Origin of the sequence: Bradyrhizobium canariense, assembly GCF_900105125.1 — a bacterium.
GTDB classification, from domain to species: domain Bacteria; phylum Pseudomonadota; class Alphaproteobacteria; order Rhizobiales; family Xanthobacteraceae; genus Bradyrhizobium; species Bradyrhizobium canariense_A.
The window spans coordinates 2,757,089-2,773,436 of sequence record NZ_LT629750.1; the positions used below are offsets into that span (position 1 = coordinate 2,757,089).

14 protein-coding genes are annotated in these 16,348 nt (G+C 61.4%); 4 read left to right on the forward strand and 10 right to left on the reverse strand.

Annotated elements, in window-relative coordinates; all coding sequences use genetic code 11:
* The first annotated feature begins 21 nt into the window (after positions 1-21).
* Positions 22-969 (forward strand): ABC transporter permease, encoded by a 948-nt coding sequence (locus BLV09_RS13155; protein ID WP_146687614.1) that lies wholly within the window; start codon positions 22-24, stop codon positions 967-969.
* Positions 966-1,853: an ABC transporter permease gene (locus BLV09_RS13160; protein ID WP_146687615.1), complete on the forward strand. Its 888-nt coding sequence runs from the start codon at positions 966-968 to the stop codon at positions 1,851-1,853. Before BLV09_RS13155 ends, BLV09_RS13160 begins: the two co-directional genes overlap by 4 nt.
* Positions 1,854-1,859: 6 nt before the next feature.
* Here BLV09_RS13160 and cnbZ read toward each other — a convergent pair whose 3' ends face one another.
* The 6 genes from cnbZ to BLV09_RS13190 form a co-directional block, all read right to left on the reverse strand.
* A complete protein-coding gene (cnbZ, locus tag BLV09_RS13165; protein ID WP_146687616.1) occupies positions 1,860-2,606 on the reverse strand; it encodes a 2-amino-5-chloromuconate deaminase CnbZ in 747 nt (248 codons plus the stop codon).
* A 161-nt stretch (positions 2,607-2,767) separates the two neighbouring features.
* Complete coding sequence (locus BLV09_RS13170; RefSeq protein WP_146687617.1) at positions 2,768-5,863, reverse strand: MexW/MexI family multidrug efflux RND transporter permease subunit; 3,096 nt, start codon at positions 5,861-5,863, stop codon at positions 2,768-2,770.
* Between the two features lie 103 nt (positions 5,864-5,966).
* Positions 5,967-7,160: an efflux RND transporter periplasmic adaptor subunit gene (locus BLV09_RS13175; RefSeq protein WP_100380642.1), complete on the reverse strand. Its 1,194-nt coding sequence runs from the start codon at positions 7,158-7,160 to the stop codon at positions 5,967-5,969.
* A 1-nt stretch (position 7,161) separates the two neighbouring features.
* Positions 7,162-7,863: a TetR/AcrR family transcriptional regulator gene (locus BLV09_RS13180; protein WP_146691099.1), complete on the reverse strand. Its 702-nt coding sequence runs from the start codon at positions 7,861-7,863 to the stop codon at positions 7,162-7,164.
* A 212-nt stretch (positions 7,864-8,075) separates the two neighbouring features.
* The gene (locus BLV09_RS13185) at positions 8,076-8,666 is read right to left on the reverse strand and encodes a thiamine pyrophosphate-dependent enzyme (RefSeq protein ID WP_100380640.1); all 591 of its coding nucleotides are present in this window, start codon (positions 8,664-8,666) and stop codon (positions 8,076-8,078) included.
* Entirely contained in the window at positions 8,663-9,208 is a 546-nt protein-coding gene (locus tag BLV09_RS13190; RefSeq protein WP_100386716.1) for a thiamine pyrophosphate-binding protein, read from the reverse strand. The genes BLV09_RS13185 and BLV09_RS13190 overlap by 4 nt, the downstream gene beginning before the upstream one ends.
* 112 nt (positions 9,209-9,320) lie before the next feature.
* Between BLV09_RS13190 and BLV09_RS13195 the strand changes: the two genes are divergently transcribed.
* Together BLV09_RS13195 and BLV09_RS13200 are read left to right on the forward strand one after the other, a co-directional pair.
* Positions 9,321-10,541 (forward strand): cytochrome P450, encoded by a 1,221-nt coding sequence (locus BLV09_RS13195; protein ID WP_146687618.1) that lies wholly within the window; start codon positions 9,321-9,323, stop codon positions 10,539-10,541.
* A gap of 96 nt (positions 10,542-10,637) precedes the next feature.
* Positions 10,638-11,621, forward strand: coding sequence for an ABC transporter substrate-binding protein (locus tag BLV09_RS13200; protein WP_146687619.1), 984 nt, complete (start codon positions 10,638-10,640; stop codon positions 11,619-11,621).
* 106 nt (positions 11,622-11,727) lie between these two features.
* Here BLV09_RS13200 and BLV09_RS13205 read toward each other — a convergent pair whose 3' ends face one another.
* Genes BLV09_RS13205 through BLV09_RS13220 form a run of 4 tightly spaced genes read right to left on the reverse strand, consistent with a single transcriptional unit; the run spans position 11,728 to position 16,346 of the window.
* Positions 11,728-12,591 (reverse strand): sugar phosphate isomerase/epimerase family protein, encoded by an 864-nt coding sequence (locus tag BLV09_RS13205; protein WP_146687620.1) that lies wholly within the window; start codon positions 12,589-12,591, stop codon positions 11,728-11,730.
* Positions 12,591-13,784 (reverse strand): dihydrodipicolinate synthase family protein, encoded by a 1,194-nt coding sequence (locus BLV09_RS13210; protein ID WP_146687621.1) that lies wholly within the window; start codon positions 13,782-13,784, stop codon positions 12,591-12,593. Before BLV09_RS13210 ends, BLV09_RS13205 begins: the two co-directional genes overlap by 1 nt.
* A gap of 13 nt (positions 13,785-13,797) precedes the next feature.
* Complete coding sequence (locus BLV09_RS13215; protein WP_146687622.1) at positions 13,798-14,949, reverse strand: Gfo/Idh/MocA family protein; 1,152 nt, start codon at positions 14,947-14,949, stop codon at positions 13,798-13,800.
* Complete coding sequence (locus BLV09_RS13220; RefSeq protein WP_146687623.1) at positions 14,946-16,346, reverse strand: hypothetical protein; 1,401 nt, start codon at positions 16,344-16,346, stop codon at positions 14,946-14,948. The genes BLV09_RS13215 and BLV09_RS13220 overlap by 4 nt, the downstream gene beginning before the upstream one ends.
* Positions 16,347-16,348: the final 2 nt, after the last annotated feature.

Sequence of the window (16,348 nt, forward strand, 5' to 3'; positions counted from 1 at the left end):
ACGGCTGCGCGAGGTTAATCCATGCTGAATTTCCTCGCCAAGCGCCTGGCCCAGCTGATACCGACACTGTTCTTCGTGTCGGTGATGATTTTTTCGCTGCAGCAATTGCTGCCCGGCGATCCCGCGCTTGTCATGGCCGGCGAGGAGCGCGATCCCGCGGTCATTGCGCAGATCCGCCAGCAATACCGGCTCGATCGGCCGATCCCGGTCCAGTATCTCTATTGGGTGAAAGGCGTGTTGTCCGGCGACTTCGGCGAGTCGCTTCGCAACAAGGAGCCGGTGCGCAGCCTGATCGCGGAGAAACTGCCCGTCACGTTGCAATTGGCGTCAATGGCGATCGTGATCGCTCTCCTGATCGGCATTCCCGCAGGCATCGTCTCGGCGGTCAAGAAAGGTACGGCCTGGGACTACGCCGCAAACCTGTTTTCGCTGTGGGGCATCTCGACACCCAATTTCTGGCTCGGGATCATGCTGATCTTCCTGTTCTCGATCAAATTGGGCTGGCTGCCGGCATCGGGCTATGTGTCGCTTGCCGAAAACTGGCGCGCCAGTATTGCCTCAACGATCATGCCGGCCTTTGTGCTCGGAAACGCCATCGCCGCTATCCTGATGCGGCACACCCGTGCCGCCATGTTGCAGGTGCTCGACAGCGATTACATTCGCACCGCGCGCGCCAAGGGCATTTCCGAAAGCGCCGTGATCCTGAAACACGCCTTGCGCAACGCGCTCACGCCCGTCATCACGCTGGGCGCGCTCGAACTCGGCACGTTGCTGTCCGGCGCGGTGCTGACCGAGCAGATTTTCTCTATTCCCGGCTTCGGCAAGCTGATCGTGGATGCGGTATTCAACCGCGATTATGCCGTCGTGCAAGGCGTCGTGCTGGTCACCGCCACGACCTATATCACGCTGAACCTGATCGCCGATCTCGCCTACATCCTGGCCAATCCCCGACTGAGGGATAGCACATGACCGAGGCAGTGCTTGGCGCCAGGCCGGCTACCGCGATCGGCGAATGGGAAAGCCCGGCCCGGCGCGCGTTGCGCCGGCTGCTGCGGCGCAAGGGCGCGGTCGTGGGGCTGGTCGTGATCGCGACGTTTGTTGTGCTCGCGCTCTTTGCGCCCTTGATTGCGCCCTACGATCCGATCGCCACCAGTTGGACCATGGTGCGCAAACCGCCTTCGATGCTGCACTGGTTCGGCACCGACGATCTTGGCCGCGATGTCCTCAGCCGCGTGATCTACGGAACACGCGCCTCGCTGACGGCAGGCGCCATCTCGGTCGGTATCGCGTTCAGCGTCGGCGTGCCGCTGGGGCTGCTGTCCGGCTACCGGGGCGGTTTCATCGATGCCTTGATCAGCCGCATCACCGACGCCATGCTGGCCTGCCCGTTCCTGATCCTTGCGATCGCGCTCGCCGCGTTCCTGGGTCCGAGCCTCGGCAACGCCATGATCGCCATCGGCATTTCGGCAACCCCGATCTTCGTGAGGTTGACCCGCGGCCAGACCATGAATGTCAAGGTCGAGGACTACGTCGAGGCCGCGCGCGCTGTCGGCAATCCGCCCTGGCGGATCGCTGTGGTTCACATTCTGCCCAACATCATGCCGGCGCTGTTGGTGCAGGCCACGCTTTCCATTGCTGCGGCCATTATCGCCGAAGCCGCACTGTCGTTCCTGGGCCTGGGACAGCAGCCGCCCGGGCCATCCTGGGGCAGCATGCTGAATGCCGCGCAACGCTTCCTGAGCAACGCGCCATGGATGGCGCTGTGGCCGGGGCTGGCGATCTTTCTCGTGGTGCTATCGTTCAACCTGGTCGGTGACGGATTGCGCGACGCGCTTGATCCGCACGCCGAGTAATCTCCTTCAGATCAACACTTCCCGCGTCACACGACGGCAATCCATCTCGAATTCCAGATCGACCACCGGAGGCCGGGCAAAATGCCAGGTCAGGCCCGAACGCATGGCGCCGCGGCGAACCAGTTCATCGACCATGACCGGGTGGAAATCACGCACGGAATAGGCTTGCGCCGCCGTGGTGTCCTTCCAGCTAAATCCAAAGGTTCGAAGCCGATCCTCCATCTGTCCGACCGTGCACTGGACTTTCTCCTTCAGCGCTTCCACGCTGGTCTCGCGATAGCGCACGATGCGCTCGGGGTAGCTTCCACTTCCACCTCGTGTTTCGGCGCCCCCGGCAATCACGAACGACGGCGTCGCATGGCCGCTCGGCCGGGTGAAGGAAAACGCATAGAATGACGGCTCGGCCGGCGGATCGATCTCGAGGCAGACATTGCTCCGCGCCACCGGATTGGTGGTGCCGTCGAACAGCCCCCATTCCGCAAGCGTCTTGACGTAGTGCTCGTTGAATTTCCGAAACCCGTCCTCGGTAAACACCGCCGGCGAGCGCAATTCACAGGCACAAAACGACGTCAGCGGCCGCCGGGCGGACTGAATGTACTTCGCGACTTGCGCGAAACCCTCGGCTAACGGAAGCAGCCGGTCGAAACGCACGCGCTCGATCTCAAAGCCTGCATTGGCCGCCGCACCGCTGGAATATTGAAACACGGCCGGGATGAAACGATAATTTCCGGCCGAAAAGTCCTGCGTCGTCATGTCTGGTATCCCCTAATTGCCCCGTTACAATTGCACGGGGAAACGCCGGGCGCCATTGGACGCAACGCAGGGGCGCCTGTCAGGACAGCAGATCACGGCAACCTTGAAATGCGAACGGCGGCCCAAAGGCCGCCGTCCTGCAAACTACGGTCCGGAATGCGTTAGCTCGCCTTGAGCACTTTCGGGCCGAGATCGAAGTCAGCGATTTCCTTGGCCCGCTTGGATTCGGCGCCCGCCCTGTGATCGGTGGCGATCGCCACATAGACCGCGGGCAGCACGAACAGCGTGAACAGCGTGCCGATCGACATGCCGGCGACGACGACAAGCCCGATCGAGAACCGGCTCGCCGCACCCGCCCCGCTCGCCGTCAGCAGCGGAATCAAGCCGGTGACCATCGCGGCGGTCGTCATCAGGATCGGACGAAGCCGGACCCGCGCCGCCATCTCGATCGCCGAACGCCGGTCGAGCCCCTCATTGAGCTGCAACTCGTTGGCGAATTCGACCATCAGGATGCCGTGCTTGCTGATCAGTCCAACCAGCGTGAGCAGGCCGACCTGGGTATAGATGTTCATCGTGGCGACGCCAAAGAACAACGGCAGCATCGCACCGACGATCGCCATGGGAACGCTGATCATGATGACCAGAGGATCGCGCAGGCTCTCGAATTGCGCCGCCAGCACCAGGAAGATGATGATCAGCGCAAAGCCGAAGGTCACCGCGAGCTGGTTGCCTTCCTGCACATATTGCCGGGAATCCGCCAGATAGTCGTGGCTGAAGCCGGCCGGCAGCTTCTTGGCCTCACCCTCGAGGAAATCGACCGCCTGCCCGACGGTCACACCGGGCATCGGCACGGCCTGGAAGGTGGCGGAGTTCAACTGGTTGTAATGCGTCAGCGCGTTGGGATCGGTCCCGGTATCGATCGATACCAGCGTCGACAGCGGCACCTGCTGACCTGTCGCCGTCGAGATGTAATATTCGCCCAGCGATTCCGGCGACAACCGCTTGTCGCGCGGCACCTGCGGGATGACCTGGTACGATCGTCCCTCGAGGTTGAACCGGTTGACGTAATTTCCGCCAAGCAAGGTCGCGAGCGTATTGCCAATGCTCTGCATGGTGATGCCGAGATCGCTGGCCTTGGTCCGGTCGATCTTGATCCGAACCACCGGCTGATTGAAGTCGAGATCGCTGTCGCTGACGATGAACAATCCGCTCTTGCGCGCGGCGTCCTTGAGCTTGACCATTTGCTCGTAAACCGCCTGGAATCCGGCGGTCGAGCTGATCACCATCTGCACCGGCAAGCCGCCGGGGCCGCCCGGCAGCGGCGGCAGGTTGAAGGCGAATGCACTGACGCCTTCGATCTTGCTGAGTTCGGCCTGAACCAGCGGCTTGAGCGCGATCGCCGAGCGCTTTCGCTCATCCCACGGTTTGAGCAGCATGCCGGCGATGCCGCCTTGCGGACCGTTGATGCCGTTCAAAACAAAGCGCAGATCGGTCTCCGGGAATTTGGCGAATTCCTTGTCGAGCTTCTCGCCGTAAAAATCCGCATAGTCGATGTTGGCGTATTTCGGCGCCTTGGTCACCGCGAACACGATGCCCTGATCCTCTTCAGGCGCCAGCTCCTTCGACGTATGCATGTAGAGGAAGCCGACCAGCCCGAGGATGGTCAGCGCGAACATTGCGGTGATCGGACGATAATCGAGCGAACGGTCGAGCTGCCGGCCATACCAGCGCGTCACCGCGCCAAAGACCTTGTTGACGATCTTCGCAAATCGGCCTTCCTCGGCGTTCTTCAGGAAGACCGAACACATCATCGGCGATAGCGTCAACGCGATGACGCCGGATACGATCACCGAGCCGGCCAGCGTGAACGCAAACTCCCGGAACAGCGCGCCGGTCAGGCCACCGAGGAAGCCGATCGGCGCATACACCGCGGCCAGCGTGATCGTCATGGATATGACGGGACCGACGATCTCGCGGGCGCCCTGCATGGCGGCCTGCACCGGGGGTTTGCCCTCCTCGAGATGCCGGTGAATATTCTCCACCACCACGATGGCGTCGTCGACCACCAGTCCGATCGCCAGCACCATCGCCAGCAGCGTCAAAAGGTTGATACTGAATCCCATGATCAGCATCAGGGTGCACACGCCAACCAGCGACAACGGAATGGTCACCACCGGGATGATCACCGAGCGGAACGAGGCCAGGAACAGGAAGATGACGACGACGACGATGATGATCGCTTCGCCCAGCGTTTTCTCGACCTCGTCGATCGAAGACTGAATGAATTTGGTGGAATCGTAGGCCACCTTCATTTTCATTGACGGCGGCAGGTTGCGCTCCAACTCCGGGAACAACGCGCGAACGCCTTTGACCAGCGTCAAGGGATTGCCCTGCGGCGTCGCCTGAACGCCGATAAAGATCGCATGCTCGCCATTGAAGGCGACGCTGGCGTCGCTGCTTTGCGCCGCAAGTTCGACGGTGGCGACGTCCTCCACCCGTACAAAGCCGCCGTCCTTGGACTTGATGATCATGCGCTTGAATTGATCGAGATTCTGCAGGTCGGTATTGGTCGACACGTTCGAGACGATGAAATAACCCTTGGATTGACCGGCGGCGGCCTGGAAATTATTGGCCGCAATCGCCGCGGCAACGTCGCCGGCGGAAACGCCGCGACCCGCCATGCGAACCGGATCGAGCCATAAACGCATCGCGAACGTCTGGCCGCCCAGAATATCGGCGGAAGCGACGCCGTCGACCGTCGACAGCACCGGCTGAACGACGCGCGTCAGATAATCCGATATCGCCGAACCCGACAGCACCTCGCTGGAGAAGCCGAGATACATCACGGCCGTGGTCTGGCCGGTGGTCTTGGTCACGATCGGATCGTTCGATTCCTTCGGAATCAGATATTTGACCGAGTTCACCTTGGCGAGGACCTCAGTCAGCGCCTGGTTCGGATCAAAATTCAGCTTGATGTAGACCTGGATGGTGCTGGTTCCGAGCACCGAAGACGACGTCATATAGTCGACGCCTTCGGCCGATGCGACGGCCTGTTCGATCGGGGTCGTGATGAAGCCCTGGATCAGGTCGGCCGACGCACCGGGATAAACCGTGGTGACATTGACGACCGTGTTCGACAGTTTCGGATATTGCCGGATCGGCAGGCTGGTCGCGGCCTTGAATCCGATCAGGAGGATCAGCAGGCTTACGACCACTGATAACACGGGCCGCTTGATGAAGATGTCGGTCCATACCATCGCGATGCGCTCCAGGCTCAGATCATGATCCGATTAGATCGGATCATGATCTCATCTCTTTATGTTTGAGCGGAAAACCGGTTCCCGGTTTTCCGGATCATGCTCAGTAACGCGGCGGATTTGCCGGAATCGGCGGCGGCTGATCAGTTGAGATCGATACCGCCGCTCCCGATTGCAGCTTGAGCTGGCCCACGGCGACCACCCGGTCACCGGGCTTCACTCCGCTGACGATTTCGGCTCTTCCGTCAATCCGGTTGCCGGTACGCACGAAGGTGCGCACGGCGGTCAGGCTGGTCTTGCCGTCATCCCCCGTCTTCTCGGTCAGAACAAAAACGGAGTCGCCATACAGCGTATAATCGACAGCTGTTTCGGGAACGGTGATGACCGGCAGGTTGTCGGGCAGCACCACCGTCGTGGTCGCGAACATCCCAGGTTTCAGGATGTGATCGGGATTCTCGATCGTCGCCTGAACATGGATGTTGCGCGTATCAGTTGAGATCTGAGGCTCGATCGCGGTGATTTTTCCTTCGAACGTGCGGCCGGGATAGGCGTCGACCGCCACGCGCACGGTCTGACCGACCTTGAGTTGCGCGCTCTGCTTCTCCGTCACCGTGAAATTGGCGTAGAGCATCGACAAATCCGTCAACGTCACGATCTGCGTACCGGCGGTGAGGAACTGGCCGACCTCGACGTGACGAACGCCAAGCTCGCCGTCGAACGGGGCCCGCACCAGCTTTTGCGAGATCAGTGCCTCGGTTTTGGCGATACCCGCATTGGCCTGGTCATAGGTCGCCTGTGCCTGATCGACGGTTGCCTGCGGACCGAACTGACGCGCCGCAAGCTGCTTGGCGCGATCCAGCGACAGTTGCGCGACGACGGCCTGCGCCTTGAAGTTCGCGAGATCGCCCTGATCGGGAGCGTCGAACAATTGCACCAGCGGGCTTCCGGACTTTACGGTGGAACCTGCGGTAAACATGATATCGATGATGCGCCCGCTGACATCAGAGGTGACGTTCACCTGGTGCACGGCAGCGAGGTCACCGACCGCCGTCAACAGGTTCGGAATCACTTCGGACTTGGCCTCGGCGATCGCGACCGATGTCGGAGGCGGCTTGTTGCCGGCAAAGAACTGCTTGATCGCGTGGTCGCGGAAGGCGTTGAAACCGACCAGCGCCCCCACCAGCAACGCGAGCAACAGTCCAACAATGATGAACCAGCGCACCATCCGAACCGGACGCGCACGCGGTTTTTCGACGATCGGCTTGCCCGCGATATGGGCTTCGGTCGCAATATTCATGTCATGCACTTTCTGCAATTACCGATTGCCCTGGATCCCGTGACAATTGGCGATCCAGATGCGAGACAATCGCGGTTTCGTTGAGCCCAATTCCGCGGAGAATGAATTCACAAAGCTGCCGTTCGAGATCGGCGACATTGCCGTAAGCGAGACAGGGGATAACCGGAAGTCTCGTTAACGCCGCCATCAGCACCGTGTGGTGCGCGAACCAGAACAGATTCAGCGGCTCGCTCCCGATACGCGACGCTTCGCCGGCCGCCACGGCGCGATCCAGCGAGTTAGTAAATATCGGCCCGATCAGATTCCCGACCTTCGCATACAGTATCCTTGCGAATTCGCCATCGTCGAGATGACTGGTGGTCATCAGCCGCAGGCGTTGCGCTTCCTCTTCATCCGGCCCATCCGATATTTGCATGAAGTGCCGGACCATGCCTTTGACCAGTTCGACGAGCGTCCCGGTCGAGGGCTCCTGTCCGAGGAGATGGGCCAGATGTGGATCGGCCTCGCACTCCTCTGCGAGGATTTCGGCGTAGAGCGCCGCTTTGGACGGAAAATGCTTGAACAGCAGTCCTTCCGAGATCGCGGCGGCCGCCGCGACGCTCTTGGTCGTGGTGCCCGCAAAACCGTTGCGGGCAAAGCAACGCTTGGCTGCACCCAGAATGAGTTGCCGCCGCAGGTCGCTGGTCATGCGCAAGGTAGACATAGGCACGTGAGTAATCACTCACCTTACCAAATGTCAATAATTCATTGCAACGCACCACGCACGATGCGGCACCCGCCCGGCCCGAGTTGAAGCAAGCCGATTCTATAAGTCTTTGATTTAACACGTTTTCCGCGCGCGAGCCGGTAGCCGGCCCGCGTCAAGCCCGACGCTTGCTTTCGCTCGAAACCAGGCTTGGGCTGAAAAAGGCTGGGCTAGATCGCGTTGAATCCCAGCGCGCCGCGGATGCGATTCACGAGAAAGGTGCCGTCGCGATTGGCGAGCACCCGCTCGAGATTGGCGCCATCGATCTTGACGCTGGCAAAGCGCGGCCCGGCGGAAACGTCCTGGATTGCAGAGGCAAAGGCCTCGATCTCGGCCATGGTGGCGATCGCCCGGACGTCAGATATGCCGCATGCCTTGGCAGCGCCGACCAGATCAACGGTAGCGGCGGTGTGGCTCGCCTGTCCGCCGGTCTCGCCGTAGCGCTCGTTGTCGAGCACGACGATCGTGAGATTCTTGGGCTTTTGCAGACCAACGGTCGCGAGACTCCCGATGCCCATCAGCATCTCGCCGTCGCCTGTGATCACGATCACCGGCAGCTTGGGTTGTGCCAGAGCCACGCCAAGTCCGATCATGACCGCGCCGCCCATGGCGCCCCACAGATAGAAGTTGCGATCGTGGTCACCGGCCGCGGCGATATCGTAGGTCGAAGCGCCCAATCCGCCGACCACCACGGCATCCTTGCGCTTGGCCAGCAGGCTGGAAACAACGCTGCGCCGTTCGAGAAGATTAGCCTTGCTCATTTCACGAAAACCTTTGCACCGATCAGACGCTGCGACAGCAAAACGGCAGTTGGCGTACAGGCGTTATAAGCCTGCCCTGCCCCGGCCTCGACGACCTCGCGTACTTCATCGGGATGTGAGGCCCGCAGCACCTTGATCCCGGATAATTCGAACACGGCCTGCGTGCTTGATCCCATCGGCACCTGCCAGGGATTGAATTCGCCCCATTCGCCGCGCATCGTCACCAGCGTCAGGAACGGAAAGCGGAGCACTTGGGTCAATGACAGCATGTTGATGCAATTGCCGACGCCGCTCGACTGCATCAGCAGCGCGCCGCGCTGGCCGCCGGCCCAGGCCCCGGCCAGCAGCGCCACGCCCTCTTCTTCCGTGGTCAGCGGCACCGCCCGCATCGAGGGGGTGGCCAGCACGCGCTCGATCAGCTGCGAATGTCCGGCATCCGGCACATAGGGCACTTGGCGGACGTCGAACCGCTGCAAAATCGTAAAAATATCGTCCGGCCAGGTAGGCAGGGTTTCGGAAGCCGTGTCGGCGCGAGCGTGCATTTTCATTTCCAGTCGGTTGACGAGACTGTATTTCGGTGCGGGACTGTAGACGGCGCCGCGGTTTCGGAAAGAGCGAAAACGGCATATCGGCCCGCATAAAGAGTATGGCAGCATGAATACAAATGCGACAGAACTCGCGGCCAGTTTCGACCTCGAGAAACTGACCCCGGCGTTCTATGCCGACCCCTATCCGACCTATCGTGCACTGCGGGAGCATGAACCGGTCAAACGGCTGCCGAACGGCTCCTATTTTCTGACGCGCTATGACGACCTGGTCAGCGCCTACAAAAGCACGAAACTCTTCAGTTCCGACAAGAGGAAGGAGTTCGCGCCGAAATACGGCGATTCGCTGCTCTATGAACACCACACCACCAGCCTCGTTTTCAACGATCCGCCCGCGCACACCCGCGTGCGCCGGCTGATCATGGGCGCGCTGTCGCCCCGCGCGATCGCGGAGATGGAGCCCTATCTGATCGCGCTGGTGGATCGGCTGCTCGATGCCCTCGCTGCGAAAGGCAATGTCGAACTGATCGCCGATTTTGCATCCGCGATCCCCGTTGAAGTGATCGGCAATCTGCTTGATGTGCCCCACGAAGAGCGCGAGCCATTGCGCGACTGGTCGCTGGCGATCCTGGGCGCGCTGGAGCCGGTGATCGGGCCTGACGCTTTTGCGCGCGGCAACAACGCCGTGAAGGATTTTCTCGCCTATCTGGAAATCCTGGTCGAGCGGCGACGGGCCGAACCGGGCAATCCGGAACGCGACGTGTTGACGCGGCTCATTCAGGGTGAAGACAATGGCGAGCGGCTGACCTCAAAGGAATTGCTGCATAACTGCATCTTCCTGCTCAATGCCGGACATGAGACCACCACCAACCTGATCGGCAACGGATTGGTGGCGCTATCGGGCCATCCCGCGCAGAAGCAGCGGCTGATCGAAAATCCTGATTTGATCAAAACCGCGGTCGAGGAAATCCTGAGGTTCGAAAGCTCGAACCAGCTCGGCAATCGCATGACGACCGAACCGGTCGAACTTGGCGGCGTCGCGCTACCCGCGGGGACGCCGATAACGCTGTGCATCGGCGCCGCCAATCGCGATCCCGCGCAATTCGCAGACCCCGAGGGGCTCGATATCGGCCGCACGCCGAACCGGCATCTGGCCTTTGCCACCGGCCCGCACCAATGCGCCGGGATGGCGCTGGCGCGGCTGGAAGGCGCCATCGCGATCTCACGATTTTTAGCGCGCTTTCCCGGCTATGCGCTGAATGGCGCACCGGTTCGGGGTGGGCGCGTTCGCTTTCGCGGATTTTTGAGCGTGCCGTGCGAGGTCCGCTAGGGTGCAAAAGCGATCCCTTCCACGATCAACTGCCTTTACGCGTGAACCCGTGCTATTGCAGTCCTCGAAACGCCCAATGGCTGAAGGGATTCCAGTATGAAGCGGCGTGAGTTCATGGCCATGCTTGGCGGCGCGGCGTTGGCGTACCCTCGGGCCGCTTTCACGCAAACGCCGGGCAAGACCTACCACCTCGGCACGCTCCACCCGGTGGCGCCGATGACCGAGGCCAGCCCATTCGGAAAGATTATCATCAAGACGCTGGCGCAGCACGGTTACATACTCGGACAAAACCTGACTTACGACGCCCGCAGTTCGATGGGCGATAACGCAAAAATTCCAGGAGTGCTGCAGGAATTGAAAGCCAGCGGCACTGATGCCATCCTGGTCGTCGGCTTTCCGTCCGCGCTGGCCGCAAAGCCGCTCGGTGTTCCAATCATCGGGGCGACCGGCCTCGGCGATCCCGTCGAGACCAAGCTGATCGACAGCCTGGCCCATCCCGGTGGCAACATCACCGGCATTTCGGACGTGGCGGCCGCGCTCACGACCAAGCGTCTGTCGTTGCTGAAGGAACTGTCGCCGAAACTTCGGAAGGTGGCGATGCTCTGGAACAAGGATGATCTGGGCATGACGCTACGCTACCAGGCCTCAGCGAGTGTTGCCGAGTCCATTGGAATTTCGGTGCAGGCGGTCGGCGTCCGCGAGCCGGATGATTTCAACGAGGCGTTTGAGGTCATGAACAACGATAGGCCGGATGCCATCCTGATGGTCGCCGACGCGCTGACCAATCTCAATCGCAAGCGCGTATTTGAATTCGCCGTCGCCAAGAAATTGCCGGCGATCTATGAATACGACTTCATCGTTCGGGACGGCGGTCTGATGTCCTACGGACCCGATTTAACGGAGTCGTTCGAGCGTGCATCGGCGCTGGTTGCCCGCGTCTTCCAGGGCGCAAAGCCGGCTGACCTGCCGTTCGAGCAGCCGACCCTGTATCCGTTTGCGCTCAATCTGAAAACCGCCAAGAGCATCGGCATCGAGATTCCGCCGACATTGCTGGCGCTTGCCGACGAAGTGATCGAGTGAGCGCCTTTTCGGTTCTGATTGAATCAGAACCGAGGCTCTAACCTTTGATTTGACGCGTTTTCTTCACGCGAACCGGTATCCACTTCGCTCGAAAACGCTCTAAACTCTAAACCACCGACCGGTGCCGCCCGATGCAGGTCTGCAAGACCTCATCCATCGGCCTGGCCCACCAGTCGTTGGAGAAAATCTCGATCTCGGAGTAACCGGCGAAGCCCTGCGCTTCGACTGCGCGGCGTGCCGATTTGATATCGATCACGCCGTCGCCCATCATGCCGCGGTCGTTGAGAATATCCTTGGTCGGCACCAGCCAGTCGCAGACGTGGAACGCCAGCAACCGCTCCTTGCCGGCGCGAGCGATCTGCGGCAACAGCTCCGGATCCCACCAGATGTGATAGACGTCGAGCGCGACCCCCAATGCCCCGGTGCGTTGCGGATCCAGCCGGTCGCAAATATCGAGCGCTTGCCTGGTCGTATTCACACAGGCCCGGTCGGCGGCATAGGCCGGATGCAGCGGCTCGATCGCCAGCGGCATGTTGGCCTGTTTTGCGTAGTCCAACATCTCGGCGATGGCATCGTCGACCTGCGCGCGGGCGGCCACGATATCCTTTGAAGCATCGCTTCCCGGCCGCGAATATTGCGGCAACCCGCCAACCACGAGCACGATGCAGGGCGCGCCGAGCGCCTTGGCCTCATCGATCGCACGACGGTTATCATCGCGCACCTCGGAGCGACGTGCGGCATCTGAGGTAAACATCCCGCCACGGCAATAGCCCGACAGTTCGAGCCCGGCATCGCGCACCACGCGGGCCGCGCGGTCGAGGCCGATAGCTGCCACCTGGTCGCGCCAGGGATCGATGGCACGGATGCCGTGCCGCGCACAGGCGTCGATGATCTGCGCAAGATCGCCCTGCTTGCGGACCGTCGCCGTATTCAGCGACAGCCAGCGATGATCAGAAGAGAAATCCCGCATCAGCTTTCGATGCCACGTAGCGCAAGGACCGCCTGCATCCGTCGCGTCGCCAATTCAGGATTGGCGAGAAGTCCCGCTTTGTCCGCAAGACGGAACAGTTCAGCCAGATGCAGCGTCGAGCGCGCGCTCTCCTGCCCGCCGACCATGGTGAAATGATCCTGATGGCCGTTGAGATAAGCCATGAACACCACGCCGGTCTTGTAGAACCGGGTCGGCGCCTTGAAGATATGGCGCGACAGCGGCACGGTCCGCTCGAGCACGTCGCGGAAACCGGCCTCGTCGCCCGCCGCCAGCCGCGACAGCGCGTAGGATGCTGCCGGCGCGATGGCGTCGAAGATGCCCAGCAACGCATGCGAGAAGCCTTGCGCATCGCCGGCGATCAGTTCGGCATAGTTGAAATCGTCACCGGTATACATCTTGACGTTCTCATCGAGCCGGCGGCGCATATCGATCTCACGCTGCTTGTCGAGCAGCGAGACCTTGACGCCGTCCACCTTGGCGGCATTCGCGTTGATGATGCCGACGGCGGTATCCATGGCTTCATCCAGGTTCGATGTCCCCCAGTAATTCGCCAATGCCGAGTCGAACATGTCGCCGAGCCAATGGATAATCACGGGCTGCGCCACCTGCGACAACACGCGGTTGTAGACCTTGGCGTAATCATCGGCATTGCGGCCAAGCTTTGCCAGCGCCCGCGACGCCATCAGGATGATCCTGCCGCCGGCCTTTTCGACCGCCGCGATCTGTTCCTCATAGGCCCGGATCACGTCGTCGACGCTCTTGGCATCTTCCACCGCGAGATGATCGGTGCCCGCGCCGGAAAATACCAGCGCATTGCCCCTTGCCTTGGCTGCCGCGACCGAACGCCTGATCAACTCCAGCGAGGTTGGCCAGTCCAATCCCATGCCGCGCTGAGCGGTGTCCATCGCCTCGGCCACGCCGAGACCGAGGTCCCAGATATGCTCGCGAAAGGCGATCGTCCGGTCCCAGTCGACGGCGGCTGTCAGCCACGGGTCGGCGTCGGCAAGCGGATCCGCCACCACATGCGCCGCAGAGAACGCCACGCGATTGAGCGTGCCCTGCAGTTTTGAAGGAAACGTCCGCGACGCCGCGAGGCGATAGGTCTCGATTCCACGATCGGCGGTCGGCAATTTCAGCTGATACGACGAGACAGGCAAAACCGGTTTGTTCATGGTCGTGATTCCCTCACACCTTGATCGGAGCGACATCGATCCAGCGCCGTTCGCGCCAGCTTTGCAGCGCGCATTCCGCAAGCTGCACGCCCTTGGCGCCTTCCAGCAGCGTATACTTGTAGGGTGCGTCCTCGCAGACATGACGGATGAACATTTCCCACTGCTCCTTGAAGCCGTTGTCGTAGACGACGTTCTCCGGCAGCTTCTGCCAATCGGCATAGAAATCGTGCATGCGCTTTTCGTCGGGATTCCACACCGGGCGCGGCGTCGCTTGCCGCGCTTGAATCATGCACTCGGTGAGGCCGGCGACCGCCGAACCGTGGGTGCCGTCGACCTGGAAGGTGACGAGATCGTCGCGATAAACCCGCGTCACCCAGGACATATTGATATGCGCGATCACGCCACCCTTGAGGCGGAAGGTCGCGTAAGCGGAATCGTCCGCGGTCGCGGTGTACTTCTTGTTCTTCTCGTCAAAACGCTCCGGAATATCGGTGGTGCCGGTGCAGCTCACGCTTTCGACCTCGCCGAACAGATTGTCGAGCACGTAGCGCCAGTGGCAGACCATATCAAGAATGATGCCACCGCCATCTTCGCTGCGATAATTCCAGGACGGCCGCTGCGCCTCCTGCCAGCCGCCTTCGAACACCCAGTAACCGAACTCGCCACGCACCGAGAGCATCCGGCCGAAGAAACCGGAATCGCGCAGGAACGCCAGCTTCTTCAGACCCGGCAGGAACAGCTTGTCCTGCACGGTGCCATGCTTGACGCCCTTGGCGTTGGCAAGCCTCAGCACCGCCACGGCCTCGTCGAGATTGGTCGCGATCGGCTTCTCGCAATAGACGTGCTTGCCGGCGTTGATCGCCTTCGTCAGCAGCGTCGGGCGCGCCTGCGTGGTCGCGGCGTCAAAGAAGATGGTGTCATTCTTGTCGGTCAGCGCCTTGTCGAGGTCGGTGGTCCAGCGCTGGACGTTGAATCGCTTGGCAAGACGCTCGACCTTGTCGGCGTCGCGGCCCACCAGGATCGGGTCCGGCATCATCCGGTCGCCATTGCCGAGCAGCACGCCACCCTGGTCGCGAATAGCGACGATCGAACGGATCAGATGCTGGTTCAGTCCCATGCGGCCGGTGACACCGTTCATGATCACGCCGAGACGTTGCGTCGTCATATTGCTTGCTCCTTTGTTCTTGCTTTTGGTTGTGGCAGGGCTGATAGCGCCGACCAATTCGGGTGGACTGATGAGGCGAAGCCCGGCGCCGTCAGCGATCCCGTGAGTAGATCGCCGTCGTGGACCGACAGCCGGACCGAGTTGCCGTCGCTGACATAGAGATCGGGATGGGCGGCGAGAAACGCCTGTGCCTCTATGGCGGGCGCATCGCCAAAGCCATCGACATAATGATGACCATTGCGCTCGGCGTGGGTGACGCCGATCAGCGCGCCAAGCGCGAGATCCTGCTGCACGCCGAGACCGGCCTGACAGGTCAGGTCCTCGCCGGTGACGAAGAATTTTTCGCCCTTACCGCTCCACTTCGCAGCTCGCGTCGCGTTGACGACCGACTTGTAGATTCCCTTGCATGATTTGGAAGAGATGCCGCGATAGCCGAGCGCACGCGCCGCGGGGAAGGCATCATAGGAATCGTCCGCCTCATCGATGATGAAATCGCGGCGGGAGAGCTCGCCCAGCGGCGATTGCCTGGTGATATCGCGCGGCATCGGCTGCTCGATATAGAGCAGTTTTGCCGCGATCGGCTTCAGCGCGCTGTCGCGGTCAAGACGATCGACCAGCGCGCCAAGCGCCGTGAGATCGGCATATTGCTCATTGGCATCCAGCGAGACGTGATAATCGCGGGAAAGCGTGGCCAGTTGCCTGCCGATGCGGATCAGCCGCGCGACATCGGCTTCGGGATCGCCGTTGAGCTTCAGCTTGAAATAGCGTGCGCCGGTATTCTCCCTGGCATCGGCAACGCCGCCCACTCCCTCGACCTGGTCATCGAGACCAACGGTGTGCCGGATGGCGACGCGCTCCAGCCGCTTGCGGCCCGCAAGAAATTGCGCGAGGTCGCCGTCCTGCAGGTCGGGCGACAAACCCGCATCGATCCCCGCAATATTCCCCATCATGCCGTCGAAGAAATTGACGCCGGCGCTGCGCAGTAGCGCATCCAGGATCGCCTTGTCGATTTCAGCAGGACCATAGGCGGCAGCAAGCGGCGGGATATCTTCCTTCGCACAAGCCTCTGTCTGCGCCGCGACGCGACAGGCATGCAATCCGAAGGCCGTGTCAAAGCCGGAACGAACCAGATAGAGCTCGCGCGCGATCATTAGCGAGCGGCGCAGCTCGGTCACGGTCTCTTCCGGCGTAAGCTGCGGACGCTTGTCGAACCATTTCGGCACCAGCATTTCGGCGCTGGCGCCCACCGACGTGCCCTTGCCTTCCACCTCGATCTCGACGCGCACGAACGCCTGCGATGCCGCGTTGATGACCACGGCACCGAACCGGAACGGCCTGACAAAGCGAACCGGCCGCTCAAAAAATGCGATATCCCGCACGGCCAAACGAAGCGGCATGG

What these genes read in the sequence shown, in the direction of transcription:
- cnbZ (WP_146687616.1), bottom strand. Translation starts at nt 2,606, where the DNA reads ATGACGACGCAGGACTTTTCGGCCGGAAATTATCGTTTCATCCCGGCC.
- BLV09_RS13215 (WP_146687622.1), bottom strand. Translation starts at nt 14,949, where the DNA reads ATGACGACGCAACGTCTCGGCGTGATCATGAACGGTGTCACCGGCCGC.
- BLV09_RS13220 (WP_146687623.1), bottom strand. Translation starts at nt 16,346, where the DNA reads ATGCCGCTTCGTTTGGCCGTGCGGGATATCGCATTTTTTGAGCGGCCG.
- BLV09_RS13185 (WP_100380640.1), bottom strand. Translation starts at nt 8,666, where the DNA reads ATGAGCAAGGCTAATCTTCTCGAACGGCGCAGCGTTGTTTCCAGCCTG.
- BLV09_RS13180 (WP_146691099.1), bottom strand. Translation starts at nt 7,863, where the DNA reads ATGTCTACCTTGCGCATGACCAGCGACCTGCGGCGGCAACTCATTCTG.
- BLV09_RS13160 (WP_146687615.1), top strand. Translation starts at nt 966, where the DNA reads ATGACCGAGGCAGTGCTTGGCGCCAGGCCGGCTACCGCGATCGGCGAA.
- BLV09_RS13170 (WP_146687617.1), bottom strand. Translation starts at nt 5,863, where the DNA reads ATGGTATGGACCGACATCTTCATCAAGCGGCCCGTGTTATCAGTGGTC.
- BLV09_RS13155 (WP_146687614.1), top strand. Translation starts at nt 22, where the DNA reads ATGCTGAATTTCCTCGCCAAGCGCCTGGCCCAGCTGATACCGACACTG.
- BLV09_RS13190 (WP_100386716.1), bottom strand. Translation starts at nt 9,208, where the DNA reads ATGCACGCTCGCGCCGACACGGCTTCCGAAACCCTGCCTACCTGGCCG.
- BLV09_RS13205 (WP_146687620.1), bottom strand. Translation starts at nt 12,591, where the DNA reads ATGCGGGATTTCTCTTCTGATCATCGCTGGCTGTCGCTGAATACGGCG.
- BLV09_RS13175 (WP_100380642.1), bottom strand. Translation starts at nt 7,160, where the DNA reads ATGAATATTGCGACCGAAGCCCATATCGCGGGCAAGCCGATCGTCGAA.
- BLV09_RS13195 (WP_146687618.1), top strand. Translation starts at nt 9,321, where the DNA reads ATGAATACAAATGCGACAGAACTCGCGGCCAGTTTCGACCTCGAGAAA.
- BLV09_RS13200 (WP_146687619.1), top strand. Translation starts at nt 10,638, where the DNA reads ATGAAGCGGCGTGAGTTCATGGCCATGCTTGGCGGCGCGGCGTTGGCG.
- BLV09_RS13210 (WP_146687621.1), bottom strand. Translation starts at nt 13,784, where the DNA reads ATGAACAAACCGGTTTTGCCTGTCTCGTCGTATCAGCTGAAATTGCCG.